Source organism: Paractinoplanes toevensis, assembly GCF_018332695.1.
Lineage (GTDB): Bacteria > Actinomycetota > Actinomycetes > Mycobacteriales > Micromonosporaceae > Actinoplanes > Actinoplanes toevensis.
Genome location: NZ_BOQN01000021.1, coordinates 83,124 through 106,906, shown reverse-complemented (window position 1 = coordinate 106,906; position 23,783 = coordinate 83,124). Strand labels below are relative to the sequence as shown.

The 23,783-nt window shown below is 70.9% G+C and carries 11 protein-coding genes; 4 read left to right on the top strand and 7 right to left on the bottom strand.

The window, feature by feature from the left end:
- Positions 1-3: 3 nt before the first annotated feature.
- The 3 genes from Ato02nite_RS08635 to Ato02nite_RS08625 form a co-directional block, all read right to left on the bottom strand.
- Positions 4-6,297, bottom strand: coding sequence for an RHS repeat domain-containing protein (locus Ato02nite_RS08635; protein ID WP_213005888.1), 6,294 nt, complete (start codon positions 6,295-6,297; stop codon positions 4-6).
- A gap of 13 nt (positions 6,298-6,310) precedes the next feature.
- Positions 6,311-9,976 carry an FG-GAP-like repeat-containing protein gene (locus Ato02nite_RS08630; RefSeq protein ID WP_213005887.1) on the bottom strand — a complete coding sequence of 1,222 codons (3,666 nt, stop codon included), beginning with the start codon at positions 9,974-9,976 and terminating at the stop codon, positions 6,311-6,313.
- Positions 9,977-10,079: 103 nt separating this feature from the next.
- Positions 10,080-11,489 carry an NB-ARC domain-containing protein gene (locus tag Ato02nite_RS08625; RefSeq protein WP_246606296.1) on the bottom strand — a complete coding sequence of 470 codons (1,410 nt, stop codon included), beginning with the start codon at positions 11,487-11,489 and terminating at the stop codon, positions 10,080-10,082.
- 105 nt (positions 11,490-11,594) lie between these two features.
- Here Ato02nite_RS08625 and Ato02nite_RS08620 point away from each other — a divergent pair, with 105 nt between their 5' ends.
- Together Ato02nite_RS08620 and Ato02nite_RS08615 are read left to right on the top strand one after the other, a co-directional pair.
- Positions 11,595-15,278, top strand: coding sequence for an FG-GAP-like repeat-containing protein (locus tag Ato02nite_RS08620; RefSeq protein ID WP_213005885.1), 3,684 nt, complete (start codon positions 11,595-11,597; stop codon positions 15,276-15,278).
- A gap of 130 nt (positions 15,279-15,408) precedes the next feature.
- Positions 15,409-18,147, top strand: coding sequence for an AfsR/SARP family transcriptional regulator (locus Ato02nite_RS08615; protein WP_213005884.1), 2,739 nt, complete (start codon positions 15,409-15,411; stop codon positions 18,145-18,147).
- A 74-nt stretch (positions 18,148-18,221) separates the two neighbouring features.
- Here the strand turns inward: Ato02nite_RS08615 and Ato02nite_RS08610 are convergent, their stop codons facing one another.
- The 3 genes from Ato02nite_RS08610 to Ato02nite_RS08600 all read right to left on the bottom strand — a co-directional run bounded on the left by Ato02nite_RS08610 (position 18,222) and on the right by Ato02nite_RS08600 (position 20,383).
- Complete coding sequence (locus tag Ato02nite_RS08610) at positions 18,222-19,103, bottom strand: hypothetical protein (protein WP_213005883.1); 882 nt, start codon at positions 19,101-19,103, stop codon at positions 18,222-18,224.
- Between the two features lie 73 nt (positions 19,104-19,176).
- On the bottom strand, positions 19,177-19,893 hold the full coding sequence (locus Ato02nite_RS08605) for an HAD family hydrolase (RefSeq protein WP_213005882.1): 717 nt from the start codon (positions 19,891-19,893) through the stop codon (positions 19,177-19,179).
- Positions 19,894-19,942: 49 nt separating this feature from the next.
- The gene (locus Ato02nite_RS08600; RefSeq protein ID WP_213005881.1) at positions 19,943-20,383 is read right to left on the bottom strand and encodes a MarR family winged helix-turn-helix transcriptional regulator; all 441 of its coding nucleotides are present in this window, start codon (positions 20,381-20,383) and stop codon (positions 19,943-19,945) included.
- Positions 20,384-20,465: 82 nt separating this feature from the next.
- Here Ato02nite_RS08600 and Ato02nite_RS08595 point away from each other — a divergent pair, with 82 nt between their 5' ends.
- Both Ato02nite_RS08595 and Ato02nite_RS08590 read left to right on the top strand, forming a co-directional pair.
- Positions 20,466-21,158 (top strand): MDR/zinc-dependent alcohol dehydrogenase-like family protein, encoded by a 693-nt coding sequence (locus Ato02nite_RS08595; RefSeq protein ID WP_213005880.1) that lies wholly within the window; start codon positions 20,466-20,468, stop codon positions 21,156-21,158.
- A 137-nt stretch (positions 21,159-21,295) separates the two neighbouring features.
- Entirely contained in the window at positions 21,296-23,053 is a 1,758-nt protein-coding gene (locus Ato02nite_RS08590) for a M20/M25/M40 family metallo-hydrolase (protein WP_213005879.1), read from the top strand.
- Between the two features lie 67 nt (positions 23,054-23,120).
- Here Ato02nite_RS08590 and Ato02nite_RS08585 read toward each other — a convergent pair whose 3' ends face one another.
- Entirely contained in the window at positions 23,121-23,690 is a 570-nt protein-coding gene (locus Ato02nite_RS08585) for a Dps family protein (protein WP_213005878.1), read from the bottom strand.
- Positions 23,691-23,783: the final 93 nt, after the last annotated feature.

Here is a 23,783-nt window from a genome sequence, read left to right as displayed (position 1 = left end):
CCCTCAGAGTAGGTGCTTGTTCGCCTGCCACCAGGCTTCCTCAAACGCGTACGCCCGGTCTTCGTAGGGCCTGCGGGCTTGCTCGGTCCGCGGGAAGGGCAAACCTCTCCGCAGTTCGTCGCGGTGGAACCGCTCGTGGGCGATCGTGCGGGCGAGTTGTTCCTCGTCGACGAACGCGTCGCGGAACAGCGTGATACGGCCGTCCGGCCGCGTCAGACCATAGAGCGGCTTGCCCGGCGGGCCTTGGCGGACCTTGTCGATGGTGTAGCCCACCCCCTTCATGTTCATGCCGTATTTGTCGGCGATCGCTTCGACGTTGGGGCGGCTCATGATGATTCTCTCGCCGTTACGCATGATGCCGTCGCCCTCCCGGAAAAGTGCGGGAGCGGTGGCGCCCATGCCCTTGATCGCCGGGATCATGCCGAGCGCGTCGATTCCCGTGCCGAGGGCGAATTCGCCCCAGGCCGCGGCGCCGTCGTTGTATTTCTCGTTGTGGACGAAGTCGTAGGTGCGGTCGGCCATCGAGATGCCCGCGCCGACCGCGCCGGCTATCACGCAGCCCGCGCCGGCGGTGAAGACGCAGACCCCGACGCCGGCTACCGCGACCGCGCCCTGCACCCAGCCCTTGTTGCCGCTCCACCACCAGCCGGGATGCTTCACGCCGCACTTGAAGTCCCAGAAACCGCAGCTCGGCGGCGGCGGAGGCGGGGGCGGCGGGGTGATGCACCGGTCGAGCGGGATGACCGGCTTGGGCGCGGCGAGTGGCCCGTACGTCATCTTCACCGGGATCTTGACCCGGAACAGCAGGTAGAAGTCGACGAAGACGACCAGCGCGTCGCCGTAGTACAGGCAGGCGCCGTCCGACCGGCAGAGCTTGTAGTAGTCCTTCTCGTAGTAGTAGCGGTAGCCGCCACTGGTGAAGCTGCCGAAACTGCTGCCCAGGTAGACGAAGAACGTGTCGGACAGGCCGCTCGGGTCGGAGTTGGTGACCGGGTTGTTGTGCGAGTAGGCGTACCCGTTGAAGCTCTGTGGGTCGCCCGAGTCGAATTGCGGGTCGACCGAGACGAACCGGCCCAGCGACGTGTCGTAGGGCCGCGCCCCGAGCTGGGTGAGCCCGGTCGGATCGGCGTAGCCGCCGACGAACCCCCGGTCGGTGACCCAGCTGGTGGTGCTGTCCCGGGCCGAACCGAACGGGGTCGTGCGCCGCTGGGTCTTCGCCAGCGTCGCCGCCTTGAACGTGAGGTTGTTGGTGCCGTGCTGGTCCGAGGTCAGCCAGCACAGCCCGTTGGCCGTGGTGCGGACCGCGCCGGAGCCGTAGTAACGGGTGGCCGCCACCTGGTTGGCCGTCGACACGTGCAGTTGCTGGGCGCCCAGGTAGAGCGTCGCCCCGGTGGAGTCGCGGGCGATCAGCCGGGAGCCGCCGGCGTCGTACACGTAGGAGGTGGTGCCGTTGGTGTCCTTGACCTTGGCCAGATGGCCCTCGGCGTCCCAGGTCAGGGTCTGCGCCGGCTTGCCGGCGAGGTTCCGGCCGGTCATGTTGCCGGCCTCGTCGTAGGTGTACGTGTCGGTTTTCGAACCGCCGACGCCGGTGTAATCGACCTTGGTCTGCGCGTGCGGTTGGTCCGCGGTCGCCGCCGGATAGGTCGACGTGGCGGTGGTGGTGCCGCCGCTGACGTGGTCGGTCTGCGAGAGGCGGTCGCCGTTCTCGTAGTATTTCCAGGTCTGCCAGTACGGCGCCGGGCCGCCGAGGACCGGATTCGTGGCGGCGCAGTTGCCGTCGGCGGGCGTGAACGCCTCGGTGAGCCGGCTGTAGTAGTCGTACCGGAAGCACTGGTTGTCGTCGGGGCCGGCGCCGTACTGCGCGGTCTTGTCCTTGATCGACAGCACGTTGCCGGCCGCGTCGTACTCGGGGTACTCGTCTTGGAAGACGGCCCCGCTCTTGTTGTCGAAGACGCCGTGCTCGGCCAGCCGGCCGGTGGCCGCGTCGTAGCCGTAGAGCTGGGCCAGCTCCTTGCCGCCGCCGTCGGCGAAGACGGTGGTGCTGAGCCGGCCCAGGCTGTCGTAGGCGGTCCCGGTCACGTAGGTGTTCAGGCCGGACAGCGTGGTCGGCAGGCCCAGGCTGTTGTAGCCGCTCTGGATGGTTTCCTGGGGAAGGTCGCCGATCTTGGGCAGCGTCGCCGACTTCACCGAGCCGTTCGCGTTGTACTGGGTCGTGGTCGTGTAGGTGCCGGCCAGCAGACCCTCGCTCGCCGGGATGGTGACCGAGGCGCTGGTCACCTGCCCGGCCGCGTCGTACCCGCCGATCGACGACGTGTACTGGGCGCCGTCCGCGGCATACCGGGTGCTGGCGGTCTGCTGTCCCTTGCGCAGCGTGTCGAAGGTGGTGCGGGACAGCAGCGTCCCGGTGTCCTTCGGCCCCTGCCAGCGCTCGGTGACCCGGCCCAGCTCGTCGTAGACGTTGGTGCGGACGATGTTGCGGGCGTCGGTCACGGTCAGTTGCTGGTCGGCGTCGTCGTAGGTGTACGTGGTGGCGCCGCGATCGGCGTCGTCGGTCGAGATCAACCGGCCACGCAGGTCGTACACGAAGGTCCAGACGCTGCCCATCGGATCGGTGATCTTCGAGCTGTTCCCGCGCTTGTCGAACTCGTAATTGGTGACCGCGGTGTCACCGGCCGGCAGGTTCGAGTGGTACTGGACATGCTTGGTGATCTGCCCGATCGCGCTCATCCACGTGGTCGTCGCGGTGCCTCCCGGTGGTGCCGAGGCGTCGGTGTGGTCACCGTGGAACGTCGTGGTGGTGCGCCACTTCTCGACACCGTTGGCCTGGAAGATCACGTCGCTGGCCCGGCCGGCGTGGTCGTAGCTGGTCAGCGTCCGGCCCGGGGTCGGCGAGCTGGGCACGAACAGCTGCCCCCACGAGACGCCGGCCTGGAAGTAGGAGTCGTTGGCCTGGACGGCCAGCCCGCGCGAGTCGTACAGCGTGTCGGTCAGGATGACGCCACCGCCGGGGGCCGGCGTCTGCGTCTGGCGCGGCCGTAGCTGCCCGTCGTACACCTGGTAGGTGGTGTGGTAGCCGGTGCCGTCGGTGTTGAGGGTGGCGGTGGCGACCGACGACGCCTGGGCGGTGCCGCCGAGCACGTACGTGTACTGCTCGCTCGGGCTCTGCGTCGCTTTGTCCCGGCCGGGCTGCCACACCTTGGTGAGCCGGCCGAGCGCGTCGTACTCGAGGTCGGTCCGGGACCCGTCCGGCTCCAGCTTGGAGATCGGGTTCCCGTACGCGGGGTCGAGCGTGGACGAGCTGATCCAGCCCTTCGCGTTGGTCGTGAGCACCCCGGTGGGCAGCGAGCCGGCCTTCGGCGTGTACTCGGTCGTCGTCTCGTAGCCGAGCGAGTCCTTCGAGGTCAGCACCCGGCCGTACTTGTCGTAGGTGGCCTTGTTCTTGGCGATGTAGCGCGGGGTGCCGCCGGTGACGTCGGCCAGCTGCTCGCTCTGGGTGACCTCGCCCAGGGTCACCTTCTGGTCGAAGGTGGTGGCGTGGTCGTAGAGGGTGCGGGTGTCGGAGACGACGTCGGTGGCCAGGTTCGGCGTGGTGGAGCAGTTCACCGCGACCTTGCGCTGCTCGGCCACGGCGTTGCGGATCTTCCCGGCCGGGTCGGTGGCGTACGTCGTGGTGGTGCACCGGTCGTCGGCGGCGGTGGAGACGTCGTTGAGGTCCTCGGTCTTGACGATCCGGCCGATCGGGTCGGCTGTGCCGGCGTCGAAGTCGAACGTGTTGGTACTGGTGGTGGTGCGCCAGCCCCGCGACGCGTCGAGCGCGGTCTTGGACGTGGACGACTTGGTGTTCACCACGTACGCGCTGGTGGTGATGCCGTTGCGGGTGCGGGTCACGGTCGGCCCGTGTGCCCACGGCGTTGTCAGTGTCTTGGACAGCACCGGCGCCGAGTCCCCGACACCGTTGTAGACGATGGTTTCCCGGGTCTGGCCGTAGAGCCAGTTGTCGTCGGCGATCGCGTCCCCGCCGAAGTCCGGGTCGGCCGGGATGGTCACCGTCCGGGTGCCGGAGCTGGTCTTGTCGCCGTTCATGCCGCGGAAGTAGATGGAGTCGGTCTGCTGCTGGTTGCTGTCGGCGGCGCCGGTCACGGTCCGCACCCGGGAGTAGCCGCGCCACTGCCCCCAGGAGCGGTGGTTGGCCGGCACCAGCTCGCTGTCGTCGGCGTGCCAGGCCGGGGTGTCGTAGCTGTAGGTCGAGACCTGGGTCGCGTTGTGCCCGGTCGGGTCGGCGACCGTCACGCCGGTCACCACGTACTTGTGGAACCAGTCGAACGTCGCGGCCGTGCCGCCGTAGGGTGTCCACCACACCGGATAGCAGCGTTTGGTGTTGCTGTCGGCGGCGGCCGGCATGTTCGAGCCGAGCACGCACTCCGGCTGCGAGTAGGTCACCGCGACCACGCCGCCGGCCTCGTTGACCACCGACGAGATCCGGAACCGGATGATCGGGTCCTTGGTGGCGACCTTGTCGACCCGGTTGCCGAGCTGCACGCCGGTGAAACTCACGCCGGGCGTGGTGACCGGAGTGCCGTTCAGGCCGGTGACGCTGACGCCGTTGAGCCAGAGGGTCTTGGCCCGTCCGTCACCGGGGTCCTTGAAGACGTGGTCGAGCGTCCAGCGCTGCACGTCCCGGTAGTCGGTGCCGGTTCCGGTCCAGACCTGGGTGGTCACCGTGGACAGCATCTTCTGGGTGAAGAAGCCCGGCGCGAACACGGTCGGGCAGGAGCTGGTCGAGGTGCACTGCATGTCCCACGGCACGTCCGGCCAGTTCGACGGCGTCGACGAGGTGCAGGTGGCACCCTGGGTCACACAGCGGTCCTGCACGCCGAACAGCACCCGGGCCGGGGCGGCACCGACCGAGTAGGTGCTGTCCACGCCACCCTCGCGCCGGGTGCCGTACTCGATGCGGTCGAGGTGACCGCCACGGGTGTACGTCGACACCGAGGAAGCGGTTACGTTGCGGGCGTAATTGTTAGCTTCCGGGGCGTACCAGAAGCTCTCGCTGTTGTTGTGCGGATCAACAACATAGTCCAAATTCCAGCTGTACGCCTGGGTGCACCAGGCGCTGGCGAAGGTGGCGTTGTAGCACGGCTCGCCCGCGTTGTTGCCGAACACCGGGACGGTGTAGACGGACTGGGTGGTGGCCTTGCCGGTGCTCCAGCCGGGGAGCTGGTTGAGACCGAACCAGTACTCCCAGCCGTCGGTCGTGGACACCTTCCAGTACTCGCCGTTGCGGGCGCCGTTGCTCGCCCCGGTCAGCCGCTCGACCCTCGTCCCGTCGTCGTTCTTCAGCTTCCAGACATCCGGGCTGGTGGAGACCTGGATCAGCTCACCGGCGTGACCCGGCAGCGAGATGGTCGCGTTGTCGGTGCCCCAGCAGAGGTCGCCGATCCCGGTCTTGCCGTCGTCGGCGCAGGCCGGGTAGATGCGGCTGATCGCCCCGGAGGAGTAGTCGAAGCCGTCACCGATCCAGGACGGCTGGCTGTTCGACGCCGCGGTCTTGCCGTCCAGCGACTGCGAGGAATAGGACAGCCCGACCGAGGGGGACGGTCCACCGAACGCGTTCGGCGTGGCCATCGGGTAGGACCAGCTGAAGTCGCCGGACTGTCCGCCCGCGCTCCAGGAGCTGGTCGGCGACAGCGCGGTGGCCGAGTAGTCGCCACCGCCGCCGGTCGACTGCGGCCCGGAAGCCAGGGCCACCATCGCCCCGGCCGCGAGCGGGACGGTCGCGCTCAGCGCCGCGCCGCTCGCGTCCCGGGTGGTGACGAGGTCGGTCTGCGCGCACTTCGCGGCATCCGGGGTGGTCAGGGCGCACTCGGGCAGGCTGACCAGCCGCAGCCGGCCGGCCCAGTCGCCGCCGTAGGCGTCCCGGAAGCCGGACGTGTCGATGGTGACCCGCGTCGAGCCGCCGGCCGCCTTGGCGCCGTCCGAGCGGGACAGCTTGACGACCAGCGGCCGTCCGGCGGTCTTCGATCGGTCGACGACCTCCGTCCGCACATCCGCCGACGAAACCGTGATGGACGCGGCGGCCTTGCTCACGGTGGCCGACGGCCAGGTGACCGCGGGCGCCGAGCGCATGTTCTTGTCCGCGGTCGGGTCGGTGACCGCGGCGCCGGGCCGCACGTATTTACCCGGCGTCGACGGCACCGCCTTCGGCTTGGCGATCGTCTTGGGCACGGCGGCATAGGCCGGTGCCGAGAGGGCGTTCGCGGCGATGGCCAGGGCCACCACGAGTGCGATCTTTTTCATCGGACCTCCCCTGCTAGGCGACCGGGTGGAGGGTGAAGAGCTGCTGGCTGACGCCGGTGCAGCCCCATTGCTGGACGAACACTCCGTCGGCGGTGCCGCCACCGATCACGTCGAAGCACGAGCCGCTGTACATCGGGCGGATGCTGACCACCGCGTCGACGCCCGGCTGCCCGCCGGACTGGTACCAGAGCTGCAGGTTCTGCCACTGCGGACCACATGAGTTCGAGTCGACCTGTGCGCCGTTCGTGAGCGGGCCGCCGGGCACGCCGAGACACTTGCCGGTGGTGTGCGCCGGCTCGATCCAGGACTGGCCACCGCCGTTGACGTGCAGGGTGAACCGCTGCTGGGCCACGCCCGAGCAGCCCCATTGCTGGACTCGTACGTTCTCGCCGGTGCCGGCGCTGAACACGTCGAGGCACTTGCCCGAGTGCAGAGCCCTGATCTCGTACTTCTGATCGGGGTTGTCGGATGGCAGCGCGCCGGCGCCGACCGGCCCGGTGGCGCCGGACCAGTGGGTGATCGCGGCGCCGAACGCGGCGCCGGTCGAGGTCACCGTCCAGGCCCGGGTCTGGTACGCGCCACAGCAGTGGTAGACCAGCCCGACATCGGCCTTGCCGTCACCGTTGTAGTCGCCGGCCGCGGGCTCGGTGGCGGACCAGTTCCACGACCAGGCACCGCCGCCGTTCCACCAGGACGACCAGCCGTTCATCGTGCCGTCGGCCCTGGCGGTGAACACCAGCAGGCTGACGTTGGAGCTGTTGTAGTCGTAGAACGCGGCCACGTCGCTGTGGCCGTCACCGGTGAAGTCGCCGGCCACGAACTTGGCGTGGCTCCAGGCGAACCCGCCCGCCGTGGAGTCCCACTGCATCGCGCCCGAGGTCAGGATGAAACCGGTCGAGTAGTGCATCCAGAGCTTGGTCTGCTCGCCGCCGTAGTCGTAGAACTCGGCCACGTCGGCGAGGCGGTCGCCGTTCATGTCCCCGGCGACGATCTTGATGCGGTTCCAGTCGGACTGCCCGGGCGCCGCCGCGTGCCACACCGACGGCTCGCCGAACGCGAGTCCGGCCGAGGAGGACAGCATCACCCGGTACTCCCAGGCGGCGTTGCCGAGGTTGTAGAGGGCGGCGACGTCGGCTCGGCCGTTGCCGTCGAAGTCCCCGGCGACCATCTTGATGTTCGCCATCGACCAGCCCGGCAGCGTCTTCAGCACGACCGAGCTCAGCAGCGCGTTGCCGTCCGACCGCTGGACGCTGAGCAGCACGTTCGAGCCGGACTGGGTGAGGGTCGCGACGTCCGACCGGCCGTCGCCGTCGAAGTCCCCGTTGGCGGTCTGGAAGCTGCCGTTGGCGTAGACACCGTCGTTGAGTTGCGGGGCGATCGCGCCGGCCAGCGCGCCGGACGGGGTGGAATCCCACCGCCAGAACGCGCTGCGGCCACCGCCCACGTCGGAGGCGACGGTCAGATCGGCGCGGCCGTCGCCGGTCGCGTCCCCGGGCACCGCGGGCGGTGCCGCGCCGGCGTTCGCCATGAACCGGGCGGCGGTGGTGGCGCCCGCCGTGCCGTCGCCCTTCACGGCCTGCGCCACGATGCCGTCGTAGGAGATCGCTCCGGACAGCGGGACGATCGCGGCGGTGGCCGAGCCGTCCGGTCCGGCCGCCACCCAGCTGGTCGGCTGCGCGTCGGCGTCGGCGTGCACGCCGTACCGGTAGCCGACCACCCGGCCGGCGTCGGCCGGATCCGGGGTGAACGTCACCCGCGCGGTCTGCCCGGCGACCGCGGTGTCGGCGGGCGGCAGCGGAATGCCCTGGCCGACGCGCAGCGCCAGGTCGGTGCTGGTGATGCCGGGCGGCAGCGGAGCGGTGTTGTCGACCAGCAGGTAGCAGACCGGGCTCCAGCCGCCGGCCATGTTGCTGTCGTTGTCGACGCCCCGGACCTGCCAGGAGACCGCCGCGCCGTCGGTGAAGGCGGCCGCCGGGATGGTGGTCTCGTGGGCCGAGCCGGAGGTCATGCCGGCGGTTTCCGGAGCGGGGGAGTAGGCGGCCGGGATTCCGGTCACCGACCAGTTCGCCTTGACCAGGTCGCCGGCGCCCGCGTCGGCGTCGGTGAGCACCGCACTGAGCTTGAGACCGTTGGCGGTGCTGACCCGGGTCGGGCCGGCCGCCGAGATGCCGCAACTGGTCTGGGCGGCCGGGCCGACCTTGAGGTCGGAGAGCGCCGGGGTGTCCGGCGCGTGGTCGTAGCGGATGTGCAGCACCGCGGTGGCCGAGTCGAACCGCTTCCACTGCAGGTTGGTGCCCTCGTTGACGGCCTGCAGGCCGAGCGTCAGGTCACCCCAGCCCTGGCTGTACGCGTACTGCACCATGCCGGTCGTGTCGAAGCTGACCGTGCCGGCCTCGACGCAGCCGTTGGCCTTGCCCACCGCGTGGTTGCCGGCCGCCTGTGCGGTGTGCCCGCCGTCCCAGGCCGGCTGGTTGTTCCAGGTGGTGCTGGACGAGATGGAGCCGGCGATGGTCCAGAGTTTCGCGTTGGAGGCGGTGTTACAGGTCCACGACCACTTCTGGGTGATCTCGAAGTTCGAGCTGAGAACGGTCGCACCGGCCGCGCCGTAGGTCTCCATCCGGAACATCGAACGGACCTTGTAAAGGGCGCTGTTACAGGTGTTCCCGCTGTAGCTGTCGCAGGTCGCGCCGGCCCCGGCGTCACCGTAGCTGGCCGAGTTGTTCATGAACGTCCGCTGCCAGAACGCCGAATTGGCCAGGTCGGAGCGGCTGGCCACGACGTCCCAGGCGTTACCGGCCTTGTTCCCGGTGAAGGTCGGGTCGAGGTAGACCGGAAAACGGGTGGCCGGGTCGGTGAGGAAGTCCCGGTCCGGCGCGACGTGCAGCTTCTTGCCGGCGATCCGCTCGCCCATCTTCCGTACGCGTGGGGTCCGTGCCGCCGAGTCCCACATCAGGGCCCGCGGTGAGGTGAAGACCGCGCCTCCCGAGCTGTCGGTGGCGGTCACGCCGCCGTCCGCGGCGGTCTTGAGCTGTACGCCGGTCGTGGTCACGCCGAAGCCCAGCTCCTCGAGCGCCGGGTTGGCCGCGGCCTGAGCCGTCTTGACCACCAGCACCTCCGAGAAGCCGTCGGCGAGCGCGGTCACCTGGAGGTCGACGTCCGGCAGCACCTCCGGGTAGGTCGCGGTGGGGCCGGAGAGCACCGGCTCGGGCAGCGCGGCGGGCCAGGACAGCGCCACGCTCCGGTCGCCGTCGGCCAGCGTGGCCAGTGGCTTCGCGCTTCCCCCGGCCGAGAAGGCGACCGGAAGCAGGGTCGCGCCGGGCACCACGGTGTCGCCGGCCAGGTGCAGTTCGGTGTCCAGGTCGGTCCACGACCCGTCGGGCCGTTGCACCCAGCGCGGCGACGCGAACTGCTCGACCGTGGCCGAGCCGTCCGCCGCGATCACCGTGCGGGACGAGTTGGTACGCCGGTCGAGCGCCTCGACCGGACCGCCGCAGGCGTGGGCGGCGGTGACCGCGACGGCGGTGACCGCACGCGACGCGGGACAGGCCGGTGCCGCCACCGCCGCGGCCGGGCCGGCGAACGGGACCGCGGCGGCGGCCAGGGTGAGAGTGAGCAATACGGACAGCAGTCGTGGTGTGCGCAGCACGGTGCGCGCACGACTGTTCGTCGTGTCAGCCATATGAAGTTCCCCCGTGAAACGCCGCGGTTCCCAGTCACCGCGAGCAAAATCAAGTTGGCAGCCGAGAGCGGACGGCCGCGAAATCCCGACCGAATCCGAACGGTCAGAAATCGACGACGTTCAGTCCGGCGTCGACGAGACGGGCCAGGGCCGCTTCCCGCTCGGGCCGGCGGTCCTCGTCGAGGGCGCGGTTGAGCGCGTAGACGCGAACCAGACTGTGGAAGATCCACCGCCCGGGGGAACCGGGCAGCAGCAGGTGGTCGCCGGCCAGCTCGCGCAGGTGCGCCTCGGCGGCGGCGAGGCCGAGCCCGGTCAGCGCGGCCGCCGCCGGGACGTCCAGGTCGTGCCCGGGATGCAACGCCAGCAACCGCAGCACGCGCCGCCGGACCGTGGTCAGGTGCTGGTAGGACAGGTCGATCGCGAACTCGATGCCGGTCTCCAGCCGCCCGCCGGCGTGCCGTTCGTCCAGCCAGTCGGCGTGGTCGGTCAGCGTCCAGCCGGGCTTGGCCCGCATGTGGCCGGTGACCAGGCCGAGTGCCAGTGGGAGGTGGCCGCAGCGGTCGGCAATCCGGTCGCCGGCCGCCGGGTCCTCACCGGTCTCGATCTCCGGCGCGGCCCGGGTGAGGAAACTCAGGGCCTCGGGCGCGGTGAACACGCCGAGCGTGAGGTGGGCCTCCGGCGGGGTTCCGGTCAGTGTCCGGCGGCTGGTGATCAGCACGGCACACCCCGCGGTGCGCGGCAGCAGCAACCGGACCTGGGCGTCATCGGCGCAGTTGTCGAGCACGACCAGCGTCCGGGTGCCGGTCAGCAACGAGCGGTAGTCGCGGGCGCGGCCGGCCACGTCGTACGGCAGCTTCCGGGCCGGCGCGCCGAGCACGCGGAGGAACCCGTCGAGGACGGCGGCCGGGTCGGCCGGCGGCTGGGCCGGGTCGGGATGGAAGCCGCGCAGGTCGACGAAGAGGATCCGGTCGAACACCCGCTCCTGACGCAGGATGTGCCCGGCCTGCAGGGCCAGCTGGGTCTTGCCGACCCCGGCCATGCCCTCGACGGCGGCCAGCCCGCCGGGGCCGGTCAGCAGCCCGCGCACGCGGTCGAGCTCGCCCGCCCGGCCGGTGAACCCGGCCGACACCGGTGGTGCGCAGTCCTGCACCCGGACCTGGGCCGCGGCACTGCGCTCGCCGCTGACGACCTGCAACGCCTGGCGCCACTGCGCCACATAACCCGGCTCCGCGTGCAGCGCCTCCACCAGCGCCAGCACGAGATCGGTGTTGACCCGCCGCCGGCCGGGCCGGAAGCAGTCCACCACCGTGGTCTTGGCCGCCATCTCGTGCTCCGGGCGCCCGGCGGCGGCCCAGCGGGCGTTGACCCGCTCCTTGATGGTCTCGAACGACGGATCGCCGGCCCAGACCTTCAGGGCGCGCAGGCGTTGCACCAGATCGTCGAGGGTGGTGGCCCGTCCCGGATCGGGCAGGTTCAGATGCCGGCGCGCAACCCGCGCCCCTTCGTCCGCCACCAGTGTCATGGTCCACCGGCCTTCCCCCTGACTGTCCACAATAGTCTCGTGAGCGTTGCCCGGTTGGCCCTCTGACCAGGCAATTGAGGTTCTGTTGACGGTGGTGTGAGTGCTGCGATCGATGCTGTGCCGGTGCTGACCCAGACGTTCCGATCAGGACGCGCGATCGCTCTCGCCGTGGCGCTCGCGGCTCTCACGTTGCAGCCCGTCACCGCCCGGCCGGCGTACGCGGCGCCCGCCACCTGTCCCGAATCGGCCCCCGACGCGGTGGCGGCCGCGGTGGCCGCCACGTCGTGCGGCCGGGGCGTCGAGGCCCTCGATCGGCGTACCGAGGCGTCGCGGACGGTCATCGAGCGGGACGGCACCGCGACGACGGAGAACTACGTCACGCCGCGCTGGGTGCGCCGGGCCGACGCGTCCTGGACCGAGCTCGACACGACCTTGCGGCGCACCGGCGACACCCTGGCCCCGGTGGCCACGCTGCTGCCGGTGACGTTCTCGGCCGGCGGCAGCGGGCCGTTCGCCACGATCGCGTCCGGCACCCGACGGACGTCGCTGACCTGGCCGGGCGTACTTCCGGAGCCGGTCGTCGCCGGCTCGTCGGCGACCTACGCCGAGGTGCTGCCCGGGGTCGACCTGCGGGTTACCGCGCTGGCACAGGGTTTCGCCGAGGTGCTCGTGGTCAAGACGCCCGCGGCGGCGGCCAGCCCGAAACTGTCCACGGTGACTTTCCGGACCTCCACGGCCGGGGTGAAGCTCGCCGCCGCGGCCGACGGCGGTGTCCGCGCGATCGACGAGGCCGGCGCGGAGGTGTTCACCTCACCCCGGGCGATGATGTGGGACGCCACCGGCAATGCGCTCACCGGCTCACCGGCGCGGATCCGAGCGATGGGGGAACGGCTCGACGGGGCAGGCCTGCACGTCATACCGGACCGGGGCTTCCTGGCCGACCCGGCCACGCGCTACCCGGTGACGATCGACCCGATCTTCACCGGCGGCCGGTCGGGAAACGCGTGGTCCGTCGTGGCCAGCCGCTCGGACCTGGCCGGCTCGGCGTTCTGGCAGCGGACGTTCATGAGCAACTCCGCCACCTACGGCGACGCGGGCGCCGGCGAGACCTGCGACAGCTACAGCGGCAACAGCTGCCTGAGCACGCCGTACGTGGTCCGCTCGTTGTTCCGGATGGAGACCTACGGGGCGGCGGGGGCATCGGTCATCTCGGCGAACTTCGAGATCGCCCAGAAGTGGTCGTGGACCTGCAACACCGCCTCCAACGCGAAGCTGTGGGTCACCGGCGGCATCTCATCCGCGACCACCTGGAACTCCCAGCCCTTCTGGGACGGCCACACCGCGGAGGCGGCGGGCAACCACGCCGTCAACAACTCCAACGGCTGCGCCGGACCGGGCACGGTGAGCTTCGATGCGACCGGCATGGTGCAGTACGGCTTCAGCCAGGGCTGGTCCGACCTGACCGTCGGTCTGCGCGCGGTCAACGAGGGCACGAACCTGCAGTGGAAGCGGTTCGACTCCTCGACGGCGGTCCTGCGTATCCGCTACGACCACGCACCGGCCCAGCCGTCGCTCGACGATCTGCGGGTCGGTCCGTCGGCCGAGACGGTCTGCGGCGCGTCGGCCGGGAGCGCCACCCACGTCAACACCACCAACGGTCTCAAGCTGTCGGCCGTGTTGAACGACGCCGACGCCGGCCTCGGTGACCTGGTGCGAGCCCGCTGGTCGGTGACCGGCATCGCGCCGCAGTACGCGCCGCCGGACGAGGCTGCCGGTCTGACCTCGGGCTCGACGCACGCGACGACGATCCCGGCGGCGGCGTTCGCCGACGGCGCCGCGATCTCCTGGCAGGTGCAGGGCCGGGACACCGACAGCGAGATGGTCGGCGCGCCCAGCCCGAGCTGCTATCTGGTCGTGGACAACGTGGCACCGGTGCCACCCGCGGTCAGCAGCACCGATCTGACGTTGCGGACCGGCCTCGGCATCCCGCCCCCGCCCGGCCCACGGTCGACCGTCGGGCAGAGCGCCGCGGTGATGTTCGCCCCGGCGGGAGCCGACGCGGGCCGGATCGCCGGCTACCGGTACGGCGTCACCGCCGACGCCGATCCGGCCCTCAGCCAATGGGTGCCGGCCGGGCTCGGCGGCAACGCGACGGCGACCGTGGTGCCGCCGGAGGCGCTGGCGTACGCAAGCCTGTCGGTCGCTTCGGTCAAGGCCGATGGCACGATCGGCACCGCCACCACCGTCCGCTTCCGCGCCGACCCGTCGACCGGCACGCCGCACGTGATGGGCGACGCTACCGGTGACGGCCGCGCCGATCTGACGGTCGTCGGGGACGTGGGCGGCGGACGCAGCACACTGTGGCGATGGGGCTCGACCGCGACGCCCGCCGTCTTCGGCACGGCGCAGGCGCCGCAGGGCAACGCCGGCATCTACGCCACCGGCCAATTCGCGGCCGCCCCGGGCGACTTCGACGGCGACGGCCGGTCCGACGTGGCGACCTTCACCCAGTCCGGCCCGGACGTGCTGCTGTCGGTGCAACGCTCCGACGGCAACCAGCTCCTGAGCAGCCCGGAACTGCGGCGGATGGCCGGCTGGCAGGCCGGCCGGATCAAGGCGGCGGCGGGCGACTTCAACGCCGACGGCCGAGACGACGTTCTCGCCGCGTACGACAACGGCAACGGCTGGCTCGGGTACCTGTTCGTGGCCACCGGTGCGTCGGGTGCGCCGGCGTTCGCCACCCCGCTGAGCTTCACCGGCGGCGCCTTCGGCTGGTCGACGATCGCGGTGGCGGTGGGCGACTTCGACGGCGACCGGCGAGCCGACGTCTACGAGATCTCCGACGCCGGGAGTTGCGGCACCGAGATGCGCCTGCACCAGACGTCCGCCACGCTCACCTCGGGCTGGGGCCAGCTGCAGTACAGCTCGGGAGCGAACACGCTGTGCTGGGGACCGGCCAGGTTCGTCGCCGGCGACTTCAACCACGACGGCCGGGCCGACCTGGCGGCGACCGTGGACCGCACCGTCTGCCAGACGCAGCTGTGGCGGTGGACGACGGTCGACGCGTCGACGCTCGGCGCGCCGGTCACCGCCTGGGACTCGGGGCAGAACGCCTGGTGCGCCCAGGCGGTGACGCCGCAGCCGGGCGACTTCAACGGTGACGGCAACGTCGACGTCGGCCTGGTGTACCGCTGCTGCGGCCCCTATCAGGCGCAGGCGTGGACGGCGCTGTCCACCGGCGCCGGGTTCGCCGCCCCGGTGGAGGTCGCCTCCGGTGGGCTGGGCCCGGTCGGAGCGGCGTCGGTCGACCTCGACACCCGGCCCGGCACCGGGCAGACGACCTACCAGGTCGTGAACGCGAGCACCGGGACCTGCGCCGACGACACGGCCGGGGCCCTGGTGGGGCAGCCGTGCGCGCCGACCACGCATCAACTGGTGACCGTCGAGCGGCGCGGGGCGCAGTACGTGTCGATCCATCCGAAGGACAACCCGGCCGCCTGCTACGACATCTCCTACGCCAACAGCGCCGACCAGACCCCGATCAGCCCGATCACCTGCCACGGTGTCGCGACCCAGCTCTTCATGCTGGCTCAGTACTGGACGGTCGAGTACCTCTCCGGGGCGCCCTCGGCGCCGGCCGTGCGGCTCACCACCCCGCTGTCCGGCAAGTGCTTCGACCTCGACAACGCCCGGGCGACGCCCGGCACGACCATCTGGGAGTACGGCTGCAACGGCGGGACGGCCCAGTCCTGGTTCCTGCGGCCCGTGTCCGCCTCGTAGAGCACGGGCGCCCACTTCACGGGGGAGTGGGCGCCCGGTTTATCGAATACCCGACGGTGCATGGCCCGTGCCCACCGGGCCGAATAGCATCATCCGCGCGGTTCGGCCCACCGGCGCGGGGGATGGTGGCATGGAGGTTCGAGTCCTCGGACCGATCGAGGTGTGCGTGGCGGGCTCGCCGGTCGACGCCGGTGCGGCCCGGCAACGCGCGGTGCTGGCCGTGCTCGCGATCGAGGCCGGTCGGCCGGTTTCACCGGGCGTGCTGCTCGAACGGGTCTGGGGTGCCGACCCACCCCAGCGGGTGCGGCACAACCTGCACGTCTACATCTCCCGCATCCGGCAGCTCTTCGCCGCCGCCGGAGCACCCGGAGCGGTGGTCCGGCGGTCCGGCGGTTACGTGCTCGATCTGCCGCCCGGGGCGACCGACACGGGCCGCTTCCGCGATCTGGTAGCCCGCGCCGGCGCCGCTCCCGCCGAACGGGTCCGGCTGCTCGGCGAGGCGATCGATCTGTGGCGGGGCGAACCGCTCGGCGGCCTCCCCGGCGAGTGGGCCGAGCGGGAACGCCAGGCCTGGCAGCGGCGCCACGTCGAGGCGATCCTCCAGTGGGCCGCCGCGAAACGGCAGGCCGGCGACCTGGACGGCGCGGTCGAGGCGATGCTGCGCCTGTCCGCCGACCATCCGTACGACGAGGCGGTCGCGGTCGAACTGATGCGTACCCTTGCCGCCGGCGGGCAGCGGGCCCGGGCGCTGGACCACTACCGGGCGGTGCGGGCCCGGTTCGTCGACGACCTCGGCACCGAGCCGGGTTCCACGCTCCGGCAGGTCCACCGGGAACTGCTGAGTGAGGAGCCGCTTCCGCCTCCGGCCACCCACCGTGGCCCCGCTCTGCTGCCGTCCGACGCATGGGGATTCACCGGCCGTGAACCGCAGTTGGCCCGGCTGGACGAGACCCTTGCCGGCAGCGCCGAGCAGCCCACGGCCGTACCGATCGGCCTGATCACCGGTGCGCCCGGGGTCGGCAAGACGACTCTGGCCGTACATTGGGCTCACCGGGTGGCCGCCCGTTTCCCGGACGGGCAGCTCTACGTCAATCTGCGCGGCTTCGACCCCGGTGGCCGCACCACGGCGCCCGCCGACGCGGTCCGCAGGTTCCTCGATGCGCTGGGAGTGCCGGCCACCGGAGTGCCGCAGGGACTGGAAGCGCAGGCCGCCCTGTACCGGAGTTTGATCAGCGGCCGCCGGATGCTGGTCGTGCTCGACAACGCGCACGACGCCGACCAGGTCCGCCCACTGTTGCCCGGCACCTCGTCCGTCGTCGTTCTCGTGACCAGCCGCAACCGTCTGACCGGTCTGGTCGCCATCGACGGCGCCCGGCCACTCACCCTCGACGTGATGTCCCGGGCCGAGTCGCGCGAGCTGTTGCAGCGGCGCCTCGGTGCCGAGCGGGTTCAGCAGGAGGAGGAGCACGCCGCCCGGGTCGTCACCTTGTGCGCGGGACTGCCGCTCGCCCTGGCGATCGTCGCCGCCCGCGCCCAGGAGTCGAGCTTCTCGCTCGCGGCACTCGCCGGTGAGCTGGGCCGGGCCGGACGGCAACTGGACTCGCTCGACGCCGGCGACTCGCTGACCCAGGTGCGTGCCGTGTTCTCCTGGTCCTACCAGGCCCTCAACCCCGCGGGCGCGCATCTGTTGCGCCTTCTCGGCCTGCACCCCGGGCCTGACCTGGGCACCCGTGCCGCCGAGAGTCTGGCCGGCGCGGACGTCCGGGCCGGCCTGGCCGAGTTGACCCGAGCGTCGCTGCTCATCGAGCACAGCCCCGGCCGTTACACCCTGCACGACCTGCTCCGGGCGTACGCGATGGAGCTGATCTCCCCGGCCGACCGGCCCGACGAGGCTTTCACCCGGCTCGCCGACCATTACCTGCATTCCGCCGCCGCCGCGGACCGGTTGCTGAACCCGTTGCGGCGGGCGAGCATCCTCGCGCTGGCCGAGCCCGCCCCGGGAACGACCACGGACGATGCCGCCGACCCGGCCGCCTGGTTCGCCACGGAACGCGCCAACCTGCTCGCCGTCCTCGGCCGTGCCGCCGAGAGCGGCCTGGAACGGCAGACGTGGCAGCTGGCCTGGGCCGCCGACTCCGCTCTGGATCGACTGGGCCACTGGCCGGACCTGGTCGGGTCGTGGGAGCTCGCGCTGGGCGCCACCCGGGACACCCGAGCGCTGGCGTACGCCCATCGCCGGCTCGCGCACGGCTTCACCCTGCTGGGCCGCGACGCCGAGGCCGAGGCTCAGCTGCGGGAGGTGCTGCGCCTGTACGAGGAGGCCGACGACCTGACCGGACAGGCGATCACCCACCATTCGCTGTCCTACATGTACGACACTCGGGACGACGTCGAGCGGGCGCTGCACCACTCCGAGCTGGCGCTCGCCTGCTCGGAACGGGCCGGTAACACCGAAGAGGTGGCCAGGGCGCTCAACGCTGTGGGCTGGTGCCACGGCCGGCTCGGTGACCATGCCCGGGCGCTGACCTACTGCCGGAAGGCGCTGGTTCTGATCGATCCGGCCGACCACCGCACCCTGGCCGACACCTGGGACAGCATCGGCTACGCCCACCACCACCTCAGCGAGTACGACCTGGCCGCGGACGCCTACCGCACGGCTCTCGCGATGGCCCGACGGGCCGAGGACCGCTATCTGGAGGCCACCCTGCTGACCCACCTCGGCGACACCTGCGTCGCCGCCGGCGACCGGAAGGCGGCCGGCGCAGCCTGGCGGCCGGCCGTCGAGCTGCTGGCGGCGATCGACGAGTCCGCCGCCGCCACCCTCAGCCGGCGTCTCGCGGACCTGGGAGCGGACCACTCCATGCGTTGACGCCCGATCGGGTCGGCCGTGATCAGGCCCTGCTCGGTGACGGTGAGCCGGCCCATCAGCGGGTGCTGAGCCGCTCAGACCGCCGCGAACACGGCCGCGTACCGGATGCCGGCGCCGAGGCCGCCGCCCTGCACCGAGATCGGGTACCTGCCCTGCCCGGCCTGCGCGTCGAACTCGGCCTGGTACTGCGCGGACGTCTGGTTGTGCCGGGCCACCCAGGGACCGATGGTGTCGCCGGTGAAGATCGCCGCGTACTGCAGGTCGTCGGACGCGTCGACCGTGGTGGGCCGCATCCCTTTCGCGGTGTAGTTGTCGAACCAGTTCTGGTAGTCGCCGGACGAGCCCATCGCGTGCGCCCGCCACGTGACCTGACCCGGGTTCGGCACGCAGGTGGCGGCGTAGGCCCGGTCGCCGGGGCCGCCGTAGATCGCCAGCGACGTGGGGATGCAGTTGTTGGTGCGGGCCCAGCTCATCAGGTTCGCCAGCGTCCCCGGCGTGGTCGAGGCGCCGTCGACCAGGCCGTGCCGGGCACGCCAGGTGCCCGGCGGAAGCTTCTCGAAGACGGCGGCGAACACCGGGTCGGCCCGGCTGCCGGTGGCGCTCACCCGGGTCGCGACATATCCGGCCGCGGCGAGCTCGTTGAACTTCGCCTGGTAACCGGCGGCGTCGAGACCGTGTACGGCGGCCCAGGCCGGTCCGCCGCGCTGCACCCAGACAGCGGCGTAGAGCGGGTTGAACCGGTCCCCGTAGACGCTGACCGAGATCATCCGGTAGCCCTGCTGGCTCAGGCTGTTGAAGCGCTGCTGGTGGGTCGCGCCGGAGACCCCGTGGTAGGCGGTGACCGCACTGGCCTTCGCCGACGCGGGCGCGGATGTCAGCAGGCCGGCTCCGGCGCCGGCGGTGAGCCCGGCGGCGGTCAGCAGAGCACGGCGGGAGAGAACGGAGTCGAGTGTCATGGCGGTGCCTCCACGGCCGATGTCGCATCCTCGGCTGGACGCGGCCGCCCATGACCCTCTCACAAATAGGTCCCTACCGGTTTAAATCCGAAAAATCCGGATACGCGCTGCCCACCAGCGCGGGGAGGTCGGCCATCGCGGTGAAGATGTGCGTGGCACCGGCGTCCAGCAGCACCTCCGGCGGCTGGTGGGCGGGGCTGCCGGGCGGGCAGAAGCCGAAGACGGTCGCGCCGGCGGCCACGCCCGCCGTCACGCCGGGAACGGTGTCCTCGATCACGGCGGCCCGGGCCGGGTCGATGCCCAGGTGCGCCGCGGCGGCCAGGTAGACATCGGGGGCCGGCTTGCTGTGCGGCTGATCCATGCCGCTGAACATCTTGCCGGCGAAGACCTGGTCCAGGCCGACCTTGTGCAGCTGCAACCGCACCTTGCCGAGGTCGGCGCCGCTGGCGCAGGCGATCATGCCGCCCGTCCGGGCGGCGATCTCGTGGACCGCGGCGACGGCTCCGGGGATCGGTTCCAGCGAGGCCAGCAGGGCCGCGTTGCGGCGGTCGCGGAAGTCGAGCAGCCAGTCGTCGGTGACCACGAAGCCGGTGTGAGCGGTGATGATGGCGGTCTCGTCGCGGAGCGCCCGGCCGACGAAGAGGCGGAAACAGTCGTCCGCGCTGATCTGCCAGCCGAGCTCGTGCAGCATCGACCGCAGAACCCCGTTGGTGATGCTCTCCGAGTCGACCAGGACCCCGTCGCAGTCGAACAGGACACCGGCAAAGGACTCGAGCGGCTTGTTGGTCATGGCTGGACGGTACTGCTCCGTTTTCGGTGTCTCCTAAACGCCGTCGAGGCTATCCGCCCGGCCTCAGGGGGCCGGGGCCGGCGGAACCGATCAGGACGGGCTCGAGCAGAGCGGCGAGGGTTCGCTGCTGTTCCGTGTCCAACTGACGGATCGCGGGCTCCAGGGCGCTGCGGGCCTCCGCGTAGAGGCGTTGCGTCAGCTCGTCGCCGGTCGGGGTCAGGAAGACGTCCATCGCGCGCCGGTCCTCGGGGTTCTTGTCGCGCCCGATCAGGCCGCGGCGTTCTGCGCGGTCGATCAGGCCGGACATCGAGGACTTGTCCACGCCCAGGAAGAGCGCCAGGTCGGTCACCCGGGAGCGGCGGTCGCGCAGGATGCCGAGTACCCGCAGCTGCGTCAGCGACAGGTCGTTCTCGGCGCCGATCCGGGTCAGCACCCCCATCACCTGGAAGCTGCTGCGGACCAGCGCGTCCACCACGGCGTCGGAAGTCATGCCGTCATCCTAGTTGACATGGGTGGGATTCCCAACCATTATAGTTTTAGTTGGTAATCCAACCTATCTGTCGGAGGTTCCTATGCACGCCGCCGTCCTCACCTCGTTCGACTCGCCGCCGGTCTATCGCGAACACCCCGAGCCGGTCGCCGCCGGCGACCATGAGGTTGTCGTCGACGTCCTGGCCGCCGGCCTGCACCACCTCACCCGGGCCAAGGCGAACGGCACGCACTACAGCAGCACCGGCGCCTTCCCGATCGTCCCCGGCGTCGATGCCGTGGTCCGTGATCCGGAGGGCAACCTGCGCTACGCCGCGCTCGACGACACGAACCTCGGCACGTTCGCCGACCGCACGGTGATCGACGTGCGCCGCAGCATCCCGCTGCCGGAGGGCGTCGACCCGGTGACGATCGCCGCCGGGATGAACCCGGCGATGTCCTCCTGGGTCGCCCTGCGTCGGCGCATCGACTTCCGGGCCGGACAGCGCGTACTGATCCTCGGTGCCACCGGCAGCGCCGGCCGGATGGCCATCCGGATCGCCAAGCTGTTCGGTGCCGCCCAGGTGATCGCCGCCGGGCGTGATGCCACCCGGCTCGCGGCGCTGACCGCACTCGGCGCGGACGAGACCGTCACCTTCGACCGGATCGAGCGGGCCGCCGACGTCGATGTCGTGCTCGACTACGTGTGGGGCGACCCGTCGGCCCAGGCCATGCTCCCCATGCTCACCGCCCGCACCGACCGCGCCGCCCCGCTGGCCTGGATCCAGATCGGATGACCAGGAGTGGAACGCCGAGGCCGGCGACCGTCTGGTCGTCGTGCCGTGAAATATAGATGTTTCGATATGTTGTGCCTGTAGGCACCTTCCTGTTCTCCTACGGCCAGCCGTGAATCGGCCTTGACCTAGGAGCCCCCATGAGACTCAGAACGGTGACGGCAGGACCTGCCCTAGCTGTTTTCGCCGCGGCGACGCTGGTCCTCAGCGCCCTGCCGGCCGCGGCCTCGCCCGGCGTACGGCCGTCCGGCTCATCCCTGCCGGCTCTCAGTGCCTCCCTGCTGGCCGCACCGCCGACCGTCAGCGTCACCAATGTCAACGCCCACCTGCAGCAGTTGCAGACCTTCGCCACCAGCAACGGCGGCAACCGGGCCACCGGCACGGCGGGGCACACCGCGACGACGACGTATCTGCAGCAGAAGCTGCAGGCGGCCGGCTTCACCGTCACCGTGCAGACCTGCACCACCTGCAGCGGCTCCGCCAAGAACATCATCGCCGACTGGCCGGGCGGCAATACCAGCAACACCTACATGTTCGGCGCCCACTCCGACGGCGTGTCGGCCGGGCCCGGCATCAACGACGACGGTTCCGGCACGGCCAGTCTCCTCGAGGCCGCGCTCACCCTGGCCGCGAACAACCCGACCATGACCAACCACCTCCGGTTCGGCTGGTGGGCCGGCGAGGAGCAGGGCCTGATCGGCTCCAAGTTCTACGTCAACTCGCTGACCACGGCCCAGAAGACCGCGATCAAGGCGTACGGCACGTTCGACATGATCGCCTCCACCAACGGCGGCTACTTCGTGACCGGCACCGACGCCGTCGCCGTGAAGCTGCGCGAGTACTTCACCTCGATCAACGTACCTACCGAGACGTCGACCGAGTGCTGCAGTGACGACGGCTCGTTCCGCAACGCCGGCATCCCGTCGTCGATCAACTCCACCGGCGCGAGCTACACCAAGACCAGCGCCCAGGTGACCAAGTGGGGCGGCACCGCCGGCGCGGCGTACGACCCCTGCTACCACAAGGCCTGCGACTCCTACCCGTCGAACATCAACAGCACCTCGCTGGGCCGCTGGGCCAATGCCGAGGAGTACGCCCTCTGGACCCTCACCACGGGCACGTCGACGGCCAACGACTTCTCGGTGTCGCTCAGCCCGGCCACCGGCGCGGTGAACCCGGGCTCGTCGGCCACGGCCACCGTGAGCACCGCCACCACCTCCGGCAGCGCGCAGACCGTGACGCTGACGAGTTCCGGTGCTCCCGCCGGTGTCTCGGTGAGCTTCAGCCCGGCGTCGGTCACGTCCGGCGGATCGTCGACCATGACCGTCGCGACCACCACGGCCGCCGCGTCCGGTTCGTACACCATCACGGTGACCGGGGCGGGCTCGGCGACTCATACCGCTTCGTACACGCTGACCGTCAACGGGACCGGCGGCGGATGCACCGGTGCCGGCCAGAAGCTCGGCAATCCCGGCTTCGAGACCGCGACGACACCGTGGACCGCCTCGACCGGGGTCATCGGCGCGAACACCGGCGACGGAGCGCCCCGAACCGGCACCCGCAACGCGTGGCTGGACGGTTACGGTGCGACCCACACCGACACTCTGTCCCAGTCGGTGACCCTGCCCAGCGGTTGCACCGCCTACACGCTGTCGTTCTACCTGAAGATCAGCACGGCGGAAACGACCACCACCAGCCAGTACGACAAACTGACCGTGCAGGTCGGCGGCACCACTCTGCAGGTGTTCTCCAACCTCAACGCCGGCGCGTACACCCTGCGCTCGTTCGATCTGGCCGCCTTCGCCGGGCAGACCGTCACCCTCAAGTTCACCGGCGCCGAGGACTCCTCGCTGAAGACGTCCTTCGTCATCGACGACACGGCGCTCAACGTCAGCTGACCGCGACCGGATGACGCCACCGGGCGGCCCGGCAACCTCGGTTGCCGGGCCGTCGGCCGTTCAGGTGTCAGCGTTTGCCGCGCCGGGCGGCGGTCTTCTCGTCCCGGGCGCCGGCGGTGGCCAGGCTGCCGTCGTCGCGTTCCAGGTGGGCGCGGACGAACCAGTGGAACTGCTCGAGCTGACCGGCCTGGGCGATGAGCATGTCCTGGGTGATCGGGTCGGACTCCTCGGTCTTCTCGATCGCCTCCCGGTGATCCTCGATGATCCCGGTGTAGACGACGTCGAGGGCACCCAGGTGCGCGTTCGTGTCGGCCCGGCCGATCGAGTAGTCGTCCCAGGAACGCTGAGCGACCAGCGCGCCCGGCGTGCCGACCGGCGATCCGCCCAGGGTCGCGATCCGCTCGGCCAGCGCGTCCACCATCAGCCGTACGGCGTCGACCTGCGGGTCGAGCATCGTGTGGACGGCGATGAAGTTCGGCCCCACGACGTTCCAGTGCACGTGCTTGAGGGTCAGCGCCAGGTCGTTGAGCGCGTTGAGGCGGTCCTGCAGCAGCGCCACGAGATCACCCGCGACCTCGGGCTTCATGCCCGGGACGGTGTAGCTGGGCGCGGCGGCCTTGCGCGTACGAGGTGGCATCGAAACTCACTCCTTCAGGTGCGGTGGTAAGTCGCAAATGCCCAGCCCGGCCCGGCGCAAACCGGCGTTCGGCGGCGGCCGCGGAGCGACAGA